The following is a 15,361-nucleotide window of genomic DNA, read 5'->3' on the forward strand; positions in this document are numbered from 1 at the left end:
CAGCCCAGCGGCTTGTGTCTGTTATGTCACGATTGCCCGGTCTGTTTGTCACTGGTTCACCGCCACACGAGGGGGCTGGATGTCCGGCCGCAGATCGCTCCGCGTACGCACCACCCTTCACCTGGCGGCCGCCTCCTGCGCCCTGGCGCTGACCGCCGCCGGCTGCGCGCCCCCCGGCGACGCCGGCGCCCAGGGCAAGGAGGGGCCCGCCCACGAGCCCGTCGGCCGCGCGGCACCCGCCAAGGGCTCGCCCTACTGGACCGACCCGCAGAGCCCCGCCGCCCGCCAGGTCGAGGAGTACGAGGCCCAGGGCCGGACCGGGGACGCCAAGCTGCTGCGGCGGATCTCCGAACGGCCCGCCGCGCAGTGGCCCGCCTGGAACGGTCCGGCGCCCGACATCCGGCGGGCCGTACGCGGGGCGGCGCCCGGCAAGCAGAAGGTCGTCCTCGTCGCGTACAACATCCCCCACCGCGACTGCGGCATGTACTCCAAGGGCGGGGCGGCGAGCGCCGAGGCCTACCGGGACTGGATCGGCGAGTTCGCCCGGGCCATCGGCGACGCGCCCGCCGTCGTCGTACTGGAGCCGGACGCCGTGCCGCACATGGTGGACGGCTGCACGCCCGCGCAGTACCACGAGGAGCGCTACGGGCTGCTCGCCGAGGCGGTCGGCCGCCTGAAGCGCCAGCCGCACACCCGCGTGTACCTGGACGCCGGCAACCCCGCCTGGATCAAGGACCCGGGCAAGCTGGTGGAGCCGCTGCGGCGGGCCGGCCTCACCGAGGCGGACGGCTTCGCGCTGAACGTGTCGAACTTCCAGACCACCACGTCGGTCACCGCCTTCGGGGCCCAGCTGTCCGCGCTGCTCGGCGGCGCCCACTTCATCGTCGACACCAGCCGCAACGGCGCCGGCCCGCTCGCCGGGGACGGCGAGGAGGCGTGGTGCAACCCGCCCGGCCGGGCGCTCGGCACACCCCCGACCGAGGACACCGGTGACGAGCGGGTCGACGCCTACCTGTGGATCAAGCGGCCGGGCGAGTCCGACGGCACCTGCCGGGGCGGCCCGGCGGCCGGGACCTGGTGGCCGGAGTACGCCCTGGGCCTGGCGCGCCGCGCCAAGGCCTGACGGCGCGGGGCGCGGGGCGCCCCGGCCCGCGGTCACGGCGCCCCGGCCGCCACCCCGCCCCACCGGCCGACCGGCCGACCGCCACGAGTCGGCCACCCGGGCGGGCGAACGGCGGGCTGAGCGACCGTCCGGCCCTCACGCCACCTGGACCCACTTCGCCACCGACGGCCGGCCGGCGTCGTCCACGACGAACAGCATGTACCAACCGGGCGGGACGAGGGTCCTGTCCAGCGGCGCCCGCACCGTCACCGTGCCCTTCCCCTTGGTCAGGCCCAGCTCGACCGAGCGCTGTTCCACGTCCGTCGTGTGCGTGACCGCACTGGGCCGCATCAGCCGCGCCTTGGTGATGCGGGAGGCGTCCTTGGTGCGGAAGGTGGCCCGGCCGTCGCGGTCGAGCCTGTCGGGGCCCGTGCCGAGCACCGGCCGGGCCTCGGCGCCGCCACCGTGCAGGTACGGCGGGGTGAAGATCTCCACGCGCTGCTCGAAGGTCCCCAGCTTGGTGTTGTCCTTGTCGTCGAAGAGCGGGTCGGAGCCGAAGGTCGCCACCCGCCCGTCCGGCAGCAGCAGCGCCTCGGAGTGGTAGTTGCGGCCGACGGTCGGCTCGGCGGCCTCCCGGAAGGAGTTGCTCGCCGGGAGGTAGAACTGCGCCTTGAGGATGTCGCTGCCGCTGCGGCCCCGGTACTTCTCGGACCCGCCGGTGGTGAAGACGGTGTCGTCGGGGAGGAGCACGCTGCTGAGGTAGCGGGTGCCCTGGGGCAGGGAGGGGCCGTTGCGGAACGCGGGCCGGGGCGCCTTGAGGTCGATGAGCGCGGTGCGGCCGGTGGCCAGGGGCGACTCGCCCACCCCGCCGCCGCCGAGCACCATCAGCTTCTGGTCCTGGGCGGGCGCCAGCAGCAGGGAGGCGGAGGTCTCCAGCTGGTCGGGGTCGGTGATGTTCCCGATCTCCTGGAAGGTGTTCTTCTTCAGGTCCCACAGGCCGGGCACGCGGCCCTTCTCGGCGGGCCCGTAACCGGCGTTGGAGCCGGTGTAGAGGAGCTTGCCGCCCTGGGTGAGGAAGAGCGCGGGGTAGGTCGGGAAGTAGCGGAAGGGCCCCTTGGTCCACTTCTTCGTCCTGGGGTCGTAGATCTCGTTGTCGCCCGGTACGACGTCGCCGACGTCGTTGAGGCCGGAGACGGCGAGTACCTTGCCGTCCTGGAGCGTCACCAGGGTGGGGTACCAGCGGGCGTCCTTCATGGGCGCGACGGGGACGTACTTCTCGGCCTTGGGGTCGAACTCGTACGCCGCCTTGATGCCCTGGAAGTCCTGCTTCTCGGTGGTGAGCTTCTGGGCGATGCCGTAGACGTTGTTCGCGTCCTTGCCCTTGAGGCCGAGGACCTTGTACTGGGCGGCCTCGGTGGTCAGCGCCTTGGGGCCCTCCTTGCGGGCCTCGACGAAGACCCGCGCCTCGGCGGCGGTGACCTTGGTCTCCCAGGGCTTCATCTGGCCGCTGGTGAAGTACGAGATCTTGAAGTCGCGCTTCGCCTTCGGCACGGTCACGTCGAACTTGGAGACGTACTCGACGCCGGTGGGCGAGCGGAAGACGGTGCCCTTCTTGAGGGTGACGGCCCGGTCCGGGCTCTCGTTCTTGACGCGCATGCCGCCGCCGGCGCGCTTCACCGCGCCGTCGAGGACCTCGTAGCGGGCGGTGCCGCCGGCCACCAGCAGCCGGCCGTCGGGCAGCTGGCTGTGGCCCGCGCAGAAGAAGTCCTCCGGGGTCGGGATCCTCTTGTAGGTGTTCTTGACCGGGTCCCACAGGACGGTCTCGAAAGTGCCCGCGTCGAACTTCTTCTGGTTGTTCCCGGAGCCCGCGATGAGCAGCACCTTGCCGGTGCGGAGGAGGGCGGCGTGGATGGCGTTGAGCCGGAAGTCGCCGGGCACGTCGAGCTGCTGCCAGGAGCCGTACTTCGCCTTGTAGCCGGGCTGGGAGATCTTGTACGCGTGGTACTTCTCCTGGGCGAAGGAGAGCGCGGCCGGTGCGTTCAGACCGGCGAGCAGCAGGACCGCCCCGCCTCCCAGCAGGGTCTTCTTCAGTTTTTTCGACGGCCGGTAGGCCATGGGTCAGTTCCCTCCTGTGGTCGTCGCGAACGCGGGCTCGGGCTCGTCGCCCCTCTCCGGCGTGACCTTCGTCGTCACCACGGGCACGGGCCCCGGCTCCGGGGCGCGCAGCCGGGCGCGGTCCCGGCGCTCCTGGAGCACGCCCCAGCCCCACACGGCGGCCGGCGAGAGCGCGATGGCGAGGGCGAGCAGCGCCCAGGTGCGCATCGCTGCGTGCGTGTGGTCGAGGACCACGGAGGCGAGGAGCGAGGCGGCGAGCACACCCGCCCAGGACAGGTGGATACGGAAGGTGGCCGGCCGGTCGGGGCTCGCCTCGCCGCCCTTGGGCGTGACGACGAACCGCCCGTCGGTGCGCAGCACGGCCGCTGCCAGCGACTTGAGGTAGATGGGCGCGCAGAGCGCGGACATCGCCATCCCGGCCAGTCCGCGGGACCCCTCCGGTTCGTGGGGGGAGACGTTGTGGCGGCGGTTCCACAGGTAGAGGCCGATCTGGAGGGCGGCGGCGTCGCTGTAGAGCATCAGCCAGACGGAGGACGACACCTGCGTGCCGGAGGCGCCCAGGCACAGGAACAGGACGCAGGACAGCACGCCGAGGAACCAGTTGACCGCCGTCATCGGGTAGTAGACGAGCATCAGCGTGTAGTTGAGCAGGCGGCCGGGGGGCAGCCGGAAGAACCCCTTCCCGTACTGCTTGAGGAGGGTCTCGTAGGTGCCGCGCGACCAGCGCAGCTGCTGGGTGAAGAAGTCGGTCCAGGAGGCGGGTCCCTCGCCGACGGCGAGGACGTCGGGCGTGTAGACGGACCGCCACAGGCGCCCGGTCAGCGGGTTGGTGGTGCGGTGCAGTTCGAACCCGGTGGCCATGTCCTCGGTGATCGAGTCGTACAGCCCGCCGATCTGGAGGAGGGCGGACACGCGTACGACGTTGTTGGTGCCCACGAACATGGGGGCGTGGTAGCGGTTGCCGGCGCGCTGGATCAGGGCGTGGAAGAGGAACTGCTGGGACTCGGCCGCCTTGGTGACGGGCGCCGTGTAGTTGCCGTACACCTGCGGGCCGACGACGAAGGCGATGTCGGGGTCGCGGAAGTAGCCGAGGGTGCGCTCCAGGAAGTTCGGCAGCGGTACGTGGTCGGTGTCGACGGAGGCGAAGAAGTCGTACTCGTCGCCGTGCATGGCGATCCAGGCGTTGTAGTTGCCGTGCTTGGTCCTGGCCTTGTGGACGCCTTTCGGGCGGTTCCAGGCGGGGACGCCGGCGCGGGTGAAGTGGCGCACGCCCAGTTCCCGGCACAGCGCCTTGGCCTGTCCGTCGTCGCCCTCGTCCAGCAGCCACACGTCCAGCGGTCCGGCGTGGGTGACGCGGACGGCGCCCTCGAGGGTGGCGCGGACCATGGAGAGGGGTTCCTTGCCCGGTACGTAGGTGGTGAGGAAGGCGACCCGGGTGCCCGTTTCCGGGGAGACGGGTACGGGGTCGCGGGCGACCATCGTGGCGTGGGCGATGGAGACGACGTTGATCAGCATGAACAGGCAGATGAGCCCGATCGACACCAGCATCACGGCGTCGAGCCTGACGAGCCACAGGTCGCCGCCCTCGCGTTCGGTCCAGTGGGTGGGCCAGACCAGGTAGACGAGCAGCACCGCCGAGAGCACCGGGGCGAGGGTCATCAGCAGGACGGCGCGTATTCGGTGCGGCTCCTGGGCGAGCAGACTGCGGTACTGGACCTGGTAGGCCGTCCGGTCCGGTTCCGTCAGGGGACCGGCGAGGCGGCTGTAGGTCTCGTAGTCGTAGCCTTCCGGCCGCACGGTGCCTCCAGCTGTCGAGCGGGTCGCTATAACCCCACAAAAGTGGAGATGTGGCGGTGTGTCGACTGGAGTCGTCCGAGCGGGCGTTTCTGTGCGGGCCGGGGCGGGACGGCGGCTCCGGGGGTTTCGGCCGGGTCCGGGACGCGAAGAACCCCGGTCCGCGCGGGACCGGGGTTCTCGGTGGGGTGCTCAGGCGGACAGGTGGCGCTCCACCGTCTCGACCTTGGCGGTCAGGCCGTCCGTGACGCCCGGCCGGACGTCGGCCTTCAGGACGAGCGAGACGCGCGGGGCGCGCGCCTCGACCGCGGCGACGGCTCGCTTCACGACGTCCATGACCTCGTCCCACTCGCCCTCGACGGAGGTGAACATCGCGTCGGTGCGGTTCGGCAGGCCCGACTCGCGGACCACGCGCACCGCGTCGGCGACGTACTCGCCGACCTCCTCGCCGACGCCCAGCGGGGTGACGGAGAAGGCGACGATCATGCGTTCACCGTGCCCTCGCGGCGGGCGCGGGAGGCGATGACGGCGTCGTCGGCGGCGCGCCGGAGCCTGCGGTCGGCGAAGAAGCCGCCGAAGGGCACGACGGAGAGGACGAAGTAGAGCGCGCCGGTCTTCAGGTCCCACTTGGTGCGGTTCCAGGCGTCCAGCCAGAAGAGCACGTACAGGACGAACAGCACGCCGTGGATCGCGCCCATGACCGGGACCGCGTTGAACTCCGTCGTGCGCTTCAGCACCGAGCAGACGAGCAGCAGGATGAACGACACGGCCTCCGGGGCGGAGACGAGTCGGAGGCGGTGGAGGGAGGCGGCGGTCTTGATGTCCACGAGGCAGCACCTTCGGCGTCGGTCGGGGGGCGACTGTCGCCCGCGCACGATCTTGTGAATGGATGCACAAGCGACCCGTTCATTGTGACAGGCGGCTTTGCCCGCCCGTTATCAGGGTCCGGATCCTCCTCAGGGACCTGTCTGCGCCCCCGGGCCACCGGATACCGTCGTCGCGTGGCAACGTTCCGACTCCAAGGCAGCAAAGTGCTCGCCGTCGACCTGACCGGCGACGCCGTCAAAGCGAAGAACGGCTCGATGGTCGCGTACGACGGCCAGATGGCCTTCAAGAAGATGTCCGGCGGCGGTGAGGGCATCCGCGGGATGGTCACCCGGCGCCTCACCGGCGAGCAGATGGAGATGATGGAGGTGAAGGGGCAGGGGACCTGCTACTTCGCCGACCGCGCCTCCGAGATCAACCTGGTGTCCCTGCACGGCGACAAGCTGTACGTCGAGTCCAGCAACCTGCTGTGCGCCGACGCCTCCCTGCGCACCGGCACCAGCTTCACCGGGCTGCGCGGCGGGGCGACCGGCACCGGGCTGTTCACCACCACCGTCGAGGGCACCGGGCAGGCCGCGCTCATGTCGGACGGCCAGGCCGTGGTGCTGCGGGTGACGCCGCAGTACCCGCTGTCGGTCGACCCCGGCGCGTACATCGCCCACCAGGGCAACCTCCAGCAGAACTTCCAGTCCGGTGTGACCTTCCGCACGTTCATGGGCGAGGGCGGCGGCGAGGCGTTCCAGATCCGCTTCGAGGGCGACGGCCTGGTGTACGTCCAGCCCAGCGAGCGCAACACGGTCGGAGGGGACGTCTGATGCCGTTCCGTGAGGTCAATCCGAAGATGGTCGAGGCGACCGTCTCGCCGGGACAGAAAATGTTCAGCCAGCGTGGCGCGATGCTGGCCTACCGCGGGGACGTCACTTTCACGCCGAACATGGCCGGCGGCCAGGGCGGCGTGATGTCGATGATCGGCCGGCGCGTCGCCGACGAGGCCACTCCGCTGATGACGGTGGAGGGCAGCGGCACGGTGATGTTCGGGCACGGCGGCCACCACATCCAGGTCGTCAACCTCTCCGGCGAGACGCTGTACGTCGAGGCCGACCGCCTGCTGGCCTTCGACGGCACCCTCCAGCAGGGCACGATGTTCATGGGCTCGCAGGGCGGCGTCATGGGCATGGTGCGCGGTCAGGTCACCGGCCAGGGCCTGTTCACCACCACCCTCAAGGGCCACGGCGCGGTCGCCGTGATGGCCCACGGCGGCGTGATCGAGCTGCCCATCACCCCGGGCCGCCCGGTGCACGTCGACCCGCAGGCGTACGTCGCCCACCACGGCGACGTGCGCAACAAGCTCTCCACCGCGCTCGGCTGGCGCGACATGGTGGGGCGCGGCTCCGGCGAGGCGTTCCAGCTGGAGCTGAGCGGCAGTGGTGCGGTGTACGTCCAGGCGTCGGAGGAGAAGCTGTGAGCACGCCCGTCATTCACGATCCCTCGACCCTGCCGAGCGACGACAACGTCAACGCGTACACCTTCTGCGTGGAGCTGAAGGGCTCCCAGTGGTTCCTCCAGAAGGGCAAGATGATCGCCTACTACGGGCGCATCGACTTCAACGGCATCGGTCACGGCCGGCTGGACCGGCTGGTGCGCTCCAGCTTCCACTCGCCGCTCCACGCGAGCGACTGGGTGGTGGCGGAGGGCAGCGGCAAGATGCTGCTCGCGGACCGCGCGTTCGACGTGAACTCCTTCGACCTCGACGAGGGCAACCTCACGATCCGGGCCGGCAACCTCCTCGCGTACCAGCCCTCCCTGGCCCTGAAGCAGTCGATCGTGCCGGGCTTCCTCACCCTGATCGGCACGGGGAAGTTCGTGGCGGCCTCCAACGGCCCGGTCGTCTTCATGGAGCCCCCGCTGCGGGTCGACCCGCAGGCCCTGGTCGGCTGGGCGGACTGCCCCTCCCCCTGCCACCACTACGACCACGGCTACATGACGGGCGTCATGGGCGGCCTGCGGGCGCTGACGGGCATCGGCGGCGCGTCGGGCGAGGAGCACCAGTTCGAGTTCGTGGGCGCCGGAACGGTGCTGCTCCAGTCGACGGAGGCGCTGATGCCGGAGCGGGCGACGGGCACCGTCCCGCACGAGGCGGGCGTCCCGGGGGCGGGATCCGGCCAGGGACAGCACGGGTCGGCACCGCGCCTTCCCGGACAGCTGGGGGACCTCCAGCGTCGCTTCGGGCTGTGAGCGGTAGTCTGCGGAGTGTGACGCCCTCGAACGTCTGCGCCCTTGACCCGGCACGGACGCGAGGACGGGGGGCCGGCGTGCCCGGCGTCACCGACCCTCATTCGTCCAGAATTCAACTTCTTAGGTAGAATCCATACATGGAGACCGAGACGGCCACCAACTGGCTGACCGATGCCGAGCAGTGCGCCTGGCGCACCTATCTGGACGTCAACAGGCTGCTGACGTACCAGCTGGAGAAGGACCTCCAGCCCTTCGGCCTGACCAACAACGACTACGAGATCCTGGTCAACCTCTCGGAGGCGCCCGACCGCCGCCTCCGGATGAGCGACCTGGCCGCCGCGACCCTCCAGTCCAAGAGCCGGCTCTCCCACCAGATCACCCGGATGGAGAACGCGGGGCTGGTACGCCGGGAGAACTGCGAGTCCGACCGGCGCGGGCTGTACGCGGTCCTGACCGAGCAGGGCATGGAGACCATGCAGAAGGTCGCCCCGCACCACGTCGACTCCGTGCGCAAGCACTTCATCGACCTGCTGGACCCCCAGGCCCTGGACGCCCTGCGCCAGTCCCTCAAACCCATCGCCGAACAGCTCCGCGGCCGGCGCGGCAAACCGTAACGGCGCCCTCACCCGCCCGCCGGCAGCCGCACCTCGAACAGCGCCCCGCCCGACGGCGCCCGGCGCACGGTCAGCGTGCCGCCGTGCCGTACGACCAAATCCCGGGCGATGGCGAGGCCAAGGCCCGCGCCGCCCTCGTCGCGGCTGCGGGCGTCGTCGAGGCGTACGAACCGTTCGAAGATCCGTTCCCGCTCGGGCTCCGGCACGCCGGCCCCGTCGTCCGCGACGGTGAGCACGACGTGCCGGCCCTCGCGGCGCACGGTCACCTCCACGGCCGACTCCGCGTGCCGCTGGGCGTTGTCCAGCAGGTTGCCCAGCACCCGCGCCAACTGCCCGCGCGACCCGTCGACCCCGGCCTCCCCCGCGTCGACCCGCACCGGCACCCGGCCGCCCGCCCGCTGCGCGGCCTCCTCCCGCACCAGGGCGGCCACATCGACCCGCCCCCGCCCCGGGCGCTCCCCGGCGTCCAGCCGGGCCAGCAGCAGCAGGTCGGCGGCGAGCTGCTGGAGCCTCACGGTGTCGGCGACCGCACCCGGGACGTCCAGCAGCTCCGGGTGCGCCGCCCCGACCTCCAGCTGGGTGCGCAGGCTCGCGATCGGGCTGCGCAGCTCGTGCGACGCGTCCGCGACGAACCGCCGCTGCCGCTCCACGCTCGCCTCCAGCGCGGCCAGCGTCTCGTTCGTCGTCCGCGCCAGCCGGGCCACCTCGTCGCGCGTCGCCGGCTCCGGGACCCGCCGCGTCAGGTCCTCCGACGCCGTGATCGCCGCCATCTCCCGCCGGATGCCCTCCACGGGCCGCAGCGCCCGCCGGGTCACCAGCCAGGTCACGCCGCCCACCACGAGCAGCAGCAGCGGCAGCGCGGCCAGCATCGCGTCGCGCACCCCCGAGACGGTCGCCTCCTCCGCGGCGAGCGGCGCCCCGGCGTACACGGTCACCTCGCCCTGCGGCCCGTCGGCCTTGACGGCGGCGAAACGGTACGCGGCGGTCTCACCGTCGACGGTGACGTCCCCCGACGAGTAGTCCACGTCCTCCGACACCTCCCCCGTGCCGGCCTCCCCGCCCCCGGGCACGGCCTTCGTGCCCGTACTCCCGGTGCCCGAGATCGCCTCGACGTCGTCCCCCACGGCGACGACCCGCCCCCGCTCGTCGACCACCTGCACCGGGTGCTCCTCGGTGTCGTCCGGCAGGTCCAGCCCCCCGAAGGGCGTGCCGCCCGCGACCTGCGAGGCCACCGACCGGGCCGACACCTCCGCCTGGAGCCCCGCCTGGTCCACGAGGTTGCCCCGCAGCACGCTCAGCAGGGCCACGCCCGCCACCACCAGGGCCAGCGCCACCACCAGCGTCGCCCCCAGCGCGGTGCGCGCGCGGACGGAACTCACCGCTCCTCCAGCCGGTACCCGGCGCCGCGCATCGTCGTGATGACGCCCGGCCCCAGCTTCCGCCGCAAGGTGCTCACGTACACCTCGACGATGTTCGGGTCGCCCTCGTACGCGAAGTCCCACACGTGCTCCAGGATCTCCGCCTTCGACACCACCTCGCCCGCCCGGGTGGCCAGCTGCTCCAGCACGGCGAACTCCTTCGCCGTCAGCGAGACCTCCTCGTCCCCCACCGACACCCGCCGGCTCGACGTGTCCACGCTCACCGCACCCGCCTTCAGCACCGGCGAGGGCACGCCCCCGCTCCGCCGCAGCAGGGCCTTCACCCTCGCCACCAGGACCACGTACGAGAACGGCTTGGTCAGGTAGTCGTCGGCGCCCGTGTCCAGCCCCTCGGCCTCGTCGTACTCGCCGTCCTTCGCCGTCAGCATCAGGATCGGTACGTCGTGCCCGGCCGCCCGCAGCGCCCCGCACACGCGGTAGCCGTTCATCCCGGGCAGCATGATGTCCAGCACCACCAGGTCGTACGCGCCGCTCCCCGCGCGGTGCAGGCCCTCGGTCCCGTCGTGGACCACGTCCACGGCGAACCCCTCGGCGCGCAGCCCGGCGGCGAGCGACAGGGCGAGCCGCTTCTCGTCCTCCACGATCAACAGACGCATGCGATCAGGGTCCCAAACGGAACCTGAAGAAGCCTTCAGCCGCTTTCAGGCTGCGTTCAGCGAGCCGTCGGCACCGTGGTTGTCGTACCGAACGCACGACCTCAACGGAGGCCCATCACATGAAGCGCAACCTGATCATCGCCACGGTCACCACGGCGGCCCTCCTGACGGGCGGCACGGCGGCCGCCTTCGCCGCCACGGGCGACGACGACGCGCCCGTCAAGGCCCCCAAGGTCACGGCCGAGCAGGCCCTGAAGGCGGCCGCGAGCCACGGCACCGTCGTGTCCCTGGACCTGGACGGCGACGACAACGGCAAGCAGGCCTGGGACGTCGAGGTCCTGACGAAGGACGGCAAGACGCAGGACTGGACGGTCGACGCGGTGACGGCCAAGGCGACGCAGGACAAGGACACGGACGACCAGGACGACTGACGCCCCCACGGCCCCGCACCCGGCGACGTACCCGGGGCGGGGCCGTGCAGGGTCGCCCCCGCAGCGGATCGGCGGCGAGATACGGCACCGTTTCATGCATGGGTGCCCCGCCGACCGCGAGGAGGCGAGCCCGGAGGGGCCACGCCCCACACCCACCGTGCGTATCCGCACCGCCCACCGGGCGAACCGGGACAAGGCACCGACCCGGTCCCGTTGTGCCCACCCTCCCCCAAGCTCTCGGCTTCGCTCGAGCAGGGGGGACCCCCATCGCCCTGCGGGACGACTGCCCACAACGGGGAGGGTGGGAGCCGCCCTGCGGGGCGATTGACCGCAGCCGGGTTGGGTCAGGCGCGGCAGTGGAGCATTTCCAGGGGCGGGTTGGCGTGGTAGTCCGCCCAGTGGTCCGCGCCGAACTCGCGCAGGCCCGCCTCCGACACCTCCAGCGGCACCCAGGTCAGCTCGCTGAACCCGGCCGCCCGCAGGCACTTCTCGTAGACGTCGCGGCGCGGCCGGTTGGCGACGAAGGAGACCGGCGGGTCGAGCAGCGCCGTGGTGCGGACCTGCGGGCCGGTCTCGCCCTCCTCGCCGGTGAGCTCGCTGCGGAAGCCGTACTTCTCCGGCGTCGGCCCGTCGAAGCGGAAGTCGGGCGACTGGTTCAGCGCGAAGAGTTCGCCGCCGGGCTTGAGGCTCCGGTGGACGTTGCGGCACATCCGCTCCGTGGTGGCGATGTCGTCCGCGTAGTTGAACAGCTGGACGGCGAGCGCGATGTCGAAGGGCTCCTCGAAGGACCGCAGTTCGGCCGCGTCGCCCACCTCGTAGCGCACGCCGAGGCCCTCGCGCTCCTCGATGGCCCGCGACACGGCGACCATCTCTCCGGAGATGTCGATGCCCAGCACGTCCGTCGCGCCGCGCCGCCTGAACTCCCGGCTGTAGAAGCCGGTGCCGGAGGCGAGGTCGAGGACCGACTTGCCGCTGACGTCCCCGACCAGGGCCAGGAACCCGGGCACCACCACGTACCGCTCCAGCGGCAGGGCCTTGAAGCCCTCGTACGCCTCGCCTATCCGGTCGTACTGCTGCACGCTCATGCTGCTGCTCCCCTGTGCGTCGTCGGTCCTGCCGGGCCCGCGCAGCAGTCTTGCCGCACGCCGCCGGACCGCCGTACAGGCAGAAGCCACAAAGATCGGGACACCGGCCGGGCGTCCCGCACAGGAGAAACGCACAAGGGGAACGCACGAACCGCGGGGCAGGCGCGCCGCTACCGCCCCGTCAGCCCCGCCACCAGTTCGTCGGCCGCCGCGTACGGGTCCAGCTCGCCCGCCACGATGCGCTCGGACAGCGCGTCCAGGCGCCGGTCGCCGTGCAGGTCGCCGATCCGCTCGCGCAGGGCGGTGACGGCGATGGTCTCGACCTCGTGGGCCGCCCGGGCGCGGCGGCGTTCAGTGAGGACGCCCCGTTCCTCCATCCAGGCGCGGTGCTTCTCCAGCGCCTCGACGACCTCGTCGACGCCCTCGCCGCGCGCGGCGACGGTCTTGACGATGGGCGGCCGCCAGTCGCCGGGGCCGCGGGACTCGCCGAGCCCGAGCATGTGGTTCAGCTCCCGGGCGGTCGCGTCGGCGCCGTCGCGGTCGGCCTTGTTGACGACGTACACGTCGCCGATCTCGAGGATTCCGGCCTTGGCGGCCTGGATCCCGTCGCCCATGCCGGGTGCGAGCAGCACCACCGAGGTGTCGGCCTGGGAGGCGATCTCGACCTCCGACTGTCCGACACCGACGGTCTCGACGAGCACGACGTCGCATCCGGCGGCGTCCAGTACCCGGATCGCCTGGGGGGCGGCCCAGGCGAGCCCGCCCAGGTGCCCCCGGGTGGCCATGGACCGGATGTAGACGCCGGGGTCGGAGGCGTGGTCGGACATGCGGACCCGGTCTCCGAGGAGCGCGCCGCCGCTGAACGGCGAGCTGGGGTCGACGGCGAGCACGCCGACCCGTTTCCCGGCCTTGCGGTAGGCGCTGACCAGCGCCGACGTGGAGGTCGACTTGCCGACGCCGGGTGAGCCGGTGAGGCCCACGACGTACGCGCCGCCGGACAGCGGTGCCAGCGCCGCCATCACCTCACGGAGCTGCGGGGACGCCCCCTCCACGAGCGAGATCAGCCGGGCCACGGCCCGGGGCCGGCCCTCCCGTGCCTGGGCGACCAGTGCGGGGACGTCCACCATCAGTTGCACCGCTCCTTACTCGCAGCGAGGTCTACTTGCCGTTGCCGGGAACGCGGATGATCAGCGCGTCGCCCTGTCCGCCGCCGCCGCACAGTGCCGCCGCGCCGGTGCCGCCGCCGCGCCGCTTGAGCTCCAGCGCGAGGTGGAGGACGACGCGGGCGCCGGACATGCCGATGGGGTGGCCGAGCGCGATCGCGCCGCCGTTGACGTTCACCTTTTCCGGGGACACACCGAGGTCCTTCATTGACTGGACGGCGACGGCGGCGAACGCCTCGTTGATCTCGATCACGTCAAGATCCGAGACGTCCAGCCCCTCCTTCTTCAGGGCGTGCCGAATGGCGTTCGACGGCTGGGACTGGAGCGAGTTGTCCGGGCCGGCCACGTTGCCGTGGGCGCCGATCTCGGCGATCCAGTCCAGGCCGAGCTCCTCGGCCTTGGCCTTGCTCATCACCACGACGGCCGCGGCGCCGTCGGAGATCTGCGACGAGGTGCCCGCCGTGATCGTGCCGTCCTTGGAGAAGGCGGGACGGAGCTTGCCCAGCGACTCCACGGTGGTCTCGGGGCGGATGCCCTCGTCCTTGCTGAAGACGACCGGCTCGCCCTTGCGCTGCGGGATCTCGACGGGCGTGATCTCGGCTTCGAAGAGGCCGTTCTTCTGCGCGGCGGCGGCACGCTGGTGGGACAGGGCGGCGATCTCGTCCTGGGCCTCGCGGGCGATGCCGAGGCGCGTGTTGTGCTTCTCCGTGGACTCGCCCATGGCGATGTTCTCGAAGGAGTCGGTGAGACCGTCGTACGCCATGGCGTCGATCATCTCGATCGCACCGTACTTGTAGCCCTCGCGGGACTTCGGCAGCAGGTGCGGCGCGTTGGTCATGGACTCCTGGCCGCCGGCGACGACGACGTCGAACTCTCCGGCGCGGATCAGCTGGTCCGCGAGGGCGATGGCGTCGAGCCCGGAGAGGCACACCTTGTTGATGGTGAGCGCGGGCACGTTCATGGGGATGCCGGCCTTGACGGCGGCCTGGCGGGCGGGGATCTGGCCGGCGCCGGCCTGGAGCACCTGGCCCATGATCACGTACTGGACCTGGTCGCCGCCGATGCCGGCCCGGTCGAGGGCGGCCTTGATCGCGAAGCCGCCGAGATCGGCGCCGGAGAAGGTCTTCAGCGAGCCGAGCAGGCGGCCCATGGGCGTGCGTGCGCCCGCGACGATGACTGAGGTGGTACCGGTCGTTCCAGACATGAGGCACGGCCCCTTGGATGTGGAGAGTGAACGAGGGTTTACCGCCAATGTACTGAGCGGTACGTGTCCTGGTCACCGGGCAGCCGGTGTGACGGCGCGCACGTTGCGTAACCACCTCCACCGCGCTGCACTGGTCCCATGCTGACGCGAATCGACCACATCGGAATCGCCTGTTTCGACCTCGACACGACCGTCGAGTTCTACCGTGCCACGTATGGCTTCGAGGTGTTCCACACCGAGGTCAACGAGGAGCAGGGGGTGCGCGAGGCCATGCTGAAGATCAACGAGACCTCCGACGGCGGCGCCTCCTACCTCCAGCTCCTGGAGCCGACCCGCGAGGACTCCGCCGTGGGCAAGTGGCTCGCCAAGAACGGCGAGGGCGTCCACCACATCGCCTTCGGCACGGCGGACGTCGACGGGGACGCCGCCTCGATCCGGGACAAGGGCGTGCGCGTGCTGTACGACGAGCCCCGCATCGGCTCCATGGGTTCCCGCATCACCTTCCTCCACCCCAAGGACTGCCACGGCGTCCTCACCGAACTCGTCACCTCCGCCGGGACGTCCTCGGCGGAGCACTGACCTCGGTGGAGCACTGACCTCCCGATTCCCGGCCCGGTAGAGTGGGCGGCTCCGGGCCGGGGCCGGAACGGGGCCGTGCCGCGCCGTCGTGGTCGAGCCACTCGATCTGACACCATTCCCCGGGGGGCCGTTCGCCGGCGAACGGTGCTCGTACCAAGAGTGTTGCGACCAGGGGACGG

16 protein-coding genes are annotated in these 15,361 nt (G+C 71.5%); 7 read left to right on the forward strand and 9 right to left on the reverse strand.

The features are described 5' to 3' along the window. Positions 1-79 precede the first annotated feature (79 nt). Positions 80-1,123: a glycoside hydrolase family 6 protein gene (locus EIZ62_RS09375; RefSeq protein ID WP_156692247.1), complete on the forward strand. Its 1,044-nt coding sequence runs from the start codon at positions 80-82 to the stop codon at positions 1,121-1,123. A 135-nt stretch (positions 1,124-1,258) separates the two neighbouring features. Here EIZ62_RS09375 and glxA read toward each other — a convergent pair whose 3' ends face one another. From glxA to EIZ62_RS09395, 4 genes are all read right to left on the reverse strand, one after another. Next, complete coding sequence (gene glxA / locus EIZ62_RS09380; protein ID WP_156692248.1) at positions 1,259-3,217, reverse strand: radical copper oxidase GlxA; 1,959 nt, start codon at positions 3,215-3,217, stop codon at positions 1,259-1,261. Between the two features lie 3 nt (positions 3,218-3,220). Further along, positions 3,221-5,014, reverse strand: coding sequence for a glycosyltransferase family 2 protein (locus EIZ62_RS09385; protein WP_156692249.1), 1,794 nt, complete (start codon positions 5,012-5,014; stop codon positions 3,221-3,223). A gap of 189 nt (positions 5,015-5,203) precedes the next feature. Continuing rightward, positions 5,204-5,497, reverse strand: a complete 294-nt coding sequence (locus EIZ62_RS09390; RefSeq protein WP_073754400.1) for an MTH1187 family thiamine-binding protein — start codon at positions 5,495-5,497, stop codon at positions 5,204-5,206. After that, the gene (locus EIZ62_RS09395; RefSeq protein ID WP_156692250.1) at positions 5,494-5,838 is read right to left on the reverse strand and encodes a DUF3817 domain-containing protein; all 345 of its coding nucleotides are present in this window, start codon (positions 5,836-5,838) and stop codon (positions 5,494-5,496) included. Before EIZ62_RS09395 ends, EIZ62_RS09390 begins: the two co-directional genes overlap by 4 nt. Positions 5,839-6,012: 174 nt before the next feature. On the opposite strand from EIZ62_RS09395, the gene EIZ62_RS09400 reads away from it, so the two are divergent. The 4 genes from EIZ62_RS09400 (at position 6,013) to EIZ62_RS09415 (ending at position 8,685) form a co-directional block, all read left to right on the forward strand. After that, the gene (locus tag EIZ62_RS09400; protein WP_156692251.1) at positions 6,013-6,651 is read left to right on the forward strand and encodes an AIM24 family protein; all 639 of its coding nucleotides are present in this window, start codon (positions 6,013-6,015) and stop codon (positions 6,649-6,651) included. Next, positions 6,651-7,301 (forward strand): AIM24 family protein, encoded by a 651-nt coding sequence (locus EIZ62_RS09405; RefSeq protein ID WP_156692252.1) that lies wholly within the window; start codon positions 6,651-6,653, stop codon positions 7,299-7,301. The genes EIZ62_RS09400 and EIZ62_RS09405 overlap by 1 nt, the downstream gene beginning before the upstream one ends. After that, positions 7,298-8,071: an AIM24 family protein gene (locus EIZ62_RS09410; RefSeq protein ID WP_156692253.1), complete on the forward strand. Its 774-nt coding sequence runs from the start codon at positions 7,298-7,300 to the stop codon at positions 8,069-8,071. Before EIZ62_RS09405 ends, EIZ62_RS09410 begins: the two co-directional genes overlap by 4 nt. A 137-nt stretch (positions 8,072-8,208) precedes the next feature. Continuing rightward, positions 8,209-8,685 (forward strand): MarR family winged helix-turn-helix transcriptional regulator, encoded by a 477-nt coding sequence (locus EIZ62_RS09415; protein WP_156692254.1) that lies wholly within the window; start codon positions 8,209-8,211, stop codon positions 8,683-8,685. An 8-nt stretch (positions 8,686-8,693) separates the two neighbouring features. Here EIZ62_RS09415 and EIZ62_RS09420 read toward each other — a convergent pair whose 3' ends face one another. Together EIZ62_RS09420 and EIZ62_RS09425 are read right to left on the reverse strand one after the other, a co-directional pair. Continuing rightward, entirely contained in the window at positions 8,694-10,064 is a 1,371-nt protein-coding gene (locus tag EIZ62_RS09420; RefSeq protein ID WP_156692255.1) for a sensor histidine kinase, read from the reverse strand. After that, positions 10,061-10,720, reverse strand: a complete 660-nt coding sequence (locus EIZ62_RS09425) for a response regulator transcription factor (protein ID WP_156692256.1) — start codon at positions 10,718-10,720, stop codon at positions 10,061-10,063. The genes EIZ62_RS09420 and EIZ62_RS09425 overlap by 4 nt, the downstream gene beginning before the upstream one ends. 119 nt (positions 10,721-10,839) lie before the next feature. Here EIZ62_RS09425 and EIZ62_RS09430 point away from each other — a divergent pair, with 119 nt between their 5' ends. Further along, positions 10,840-11,151 (forward strand): PepSY domain-containing protein, encoded by a 312-nt coding sequence (locus EIZ62_RS09430; protein WP_156692257.1) that lies wholly within the window; start codon positions 10,840-10,842, stop codon positions 11,149-11,151. A gap of 344 nt (positions 11,152-11,495) precedes the next feature. On the opposite strand, the gene EIZ62_RS09435 is transcribed toward EIZ62_RS09430, so the two are convergent. From EIZ62_RS09435 to EIZ62_RS09445, 3 genes are all read right to left on the reverse strand, one after another. After that, the gene (locus EIZ62_RS09435; protein ID WP_156692258.1) at positions 11,496-12,236 is read right to left on the reverse strand and encodes a class I SAM-dependent methyltransferase; all 741 of its coding nucleotides are present in this window, start codon (positions 12,234-12,236) and stop codon (positions 11,496-11,498) included. 170 nt (positions 12,237-12,406) lie between these two features. Further along, entirely contained in the window at positions 12,407-13,363 is a 957-nt protein-coding gene (meaB, locus tag EIZ62_RS09440; protein ID WP_156692259.1) for a methylmalonyl Co-A mutase-associated GTPase MeaB, read from the reverse strand. 31 nt (positions 13,364-13,394) lie between these two features. Next, entirely contained in the window at positions 13,395-14,603 is a 1,209-nt protein-coding gene (locus tag EIZ62_RS09445; RefSeq protein WP_156692260.1) for an acetyl-CoA C-acetyltransferase, read from the reverse strand. 138 nt (positions 14,604-14,741) lie between these two features. Here EIZ62_RS09445 and mce point away from each other — a divergent pair, with 138 nt between their 5' ends. Further along, positions 14,742-15,182, forward strand: coding sequence for a methylmalonyl-CoA epimerase (gene mce / locus EIZ62_RS09450; RefSeq protein WP_156692261.1), 441 nt, complete (start codon positions 14,742-14,744; stop codon positions 15,180-15,182). Positions 15,183-15,361 lie beyond the last annotated feature (179 nt).

Origin of the sequence: Streptomyces ficellus, from assembly GCF_009739905.1 — a bacterium.
In the GTDB taxonomy this organism is placed as follows: Bacteria; Actinomycetota; Actinomycetes; order Streptomycetales; family Streptomycetaceae; genus Streptomyces; species Streptomyces ficellus_A.

Excerpts from the sequence above, each read along its gene's own strand:
- EIZ62_RS09425 (WP_156692256.1), bottom strand. The coding sequence starts at position 10,720 with ATGCGTCTGTTGATCGTGGAGGACGAGAAGCGGCTCGCCCTGTCGCTC.
- mce (WP_156692261.1), top strand. The coding sequence starts at position 14,742 with ATGCTGACGCGAATCGACCACATCGGAATCGCCTGTTTCGACCTCGAC.
- EIZ62_RS09435 (WP_156692258.1), bottom strand. The coding sequence starts at position 12,236 with ATGAGCGTGCAGCAGTACGACCGGATAGGCGAGGCGTACGAGGGCTTC.
- EIZ62_RS09445 (WP_156692260.1), bottom strand. The coding sequence starts at position 14,603 with ATGTCTGGAACGACCGGTACCACCTCAGTCATCGTCGCGGGCGCACGC.
- EIZ62_RS09390 (WP_073754400.1), bottom strand. The coding sequence starts at position 5,497 with ATGATCGTCGCCTTCTCCGTCACCCCGCTGGGCGTCGGCGAGGAGGTC.
- meaB (WP_156692259.1), bottom strand. The coding sequence starts at position 13,363 with ATGGTGGACGTCCCCGCACTGGTCGCCCAGGCACGGGAGGGCCGGCCC.
- EIZ62_RS09415 (WP_156692254.1), top strand. The coding sequence starts at position 8,209 with ATGGAGACCGAGACGGCCACCAACTGGCTGACCGATGCCGAGCAGTGC.
- EIZ62_RS09405 (WP_156692252.1), top strand. The coding sequence starts at position 6,651 with ATGCCGTTCCGTGAGGTCAATCCGAAGATGGTCGAGGCGACCGTCTCG.
- glxA (WP_156692248.1), bottom strand. The coding sequence starts at position 3,217 with ATGGCCTACCGGCCGTCGAAAAAACTGAAGAAGACCCTGCTGGGAGGC.
- EIZ62_RS09375 (WP_156692247.1), top strand. The coding sequence starts at position 80 with ATGTCCGGCCGCAGATCGCTCCGCGTACGCACCACCCTTCACCTGGCG.
- EIZ62_RS09430 (WP_156692257.1), top strand. The coding sequence starts at position 10,840 with ATGAAGCGCAACCTGATCATCGCCACGGTCACCACGGCGGCCCTCCTG.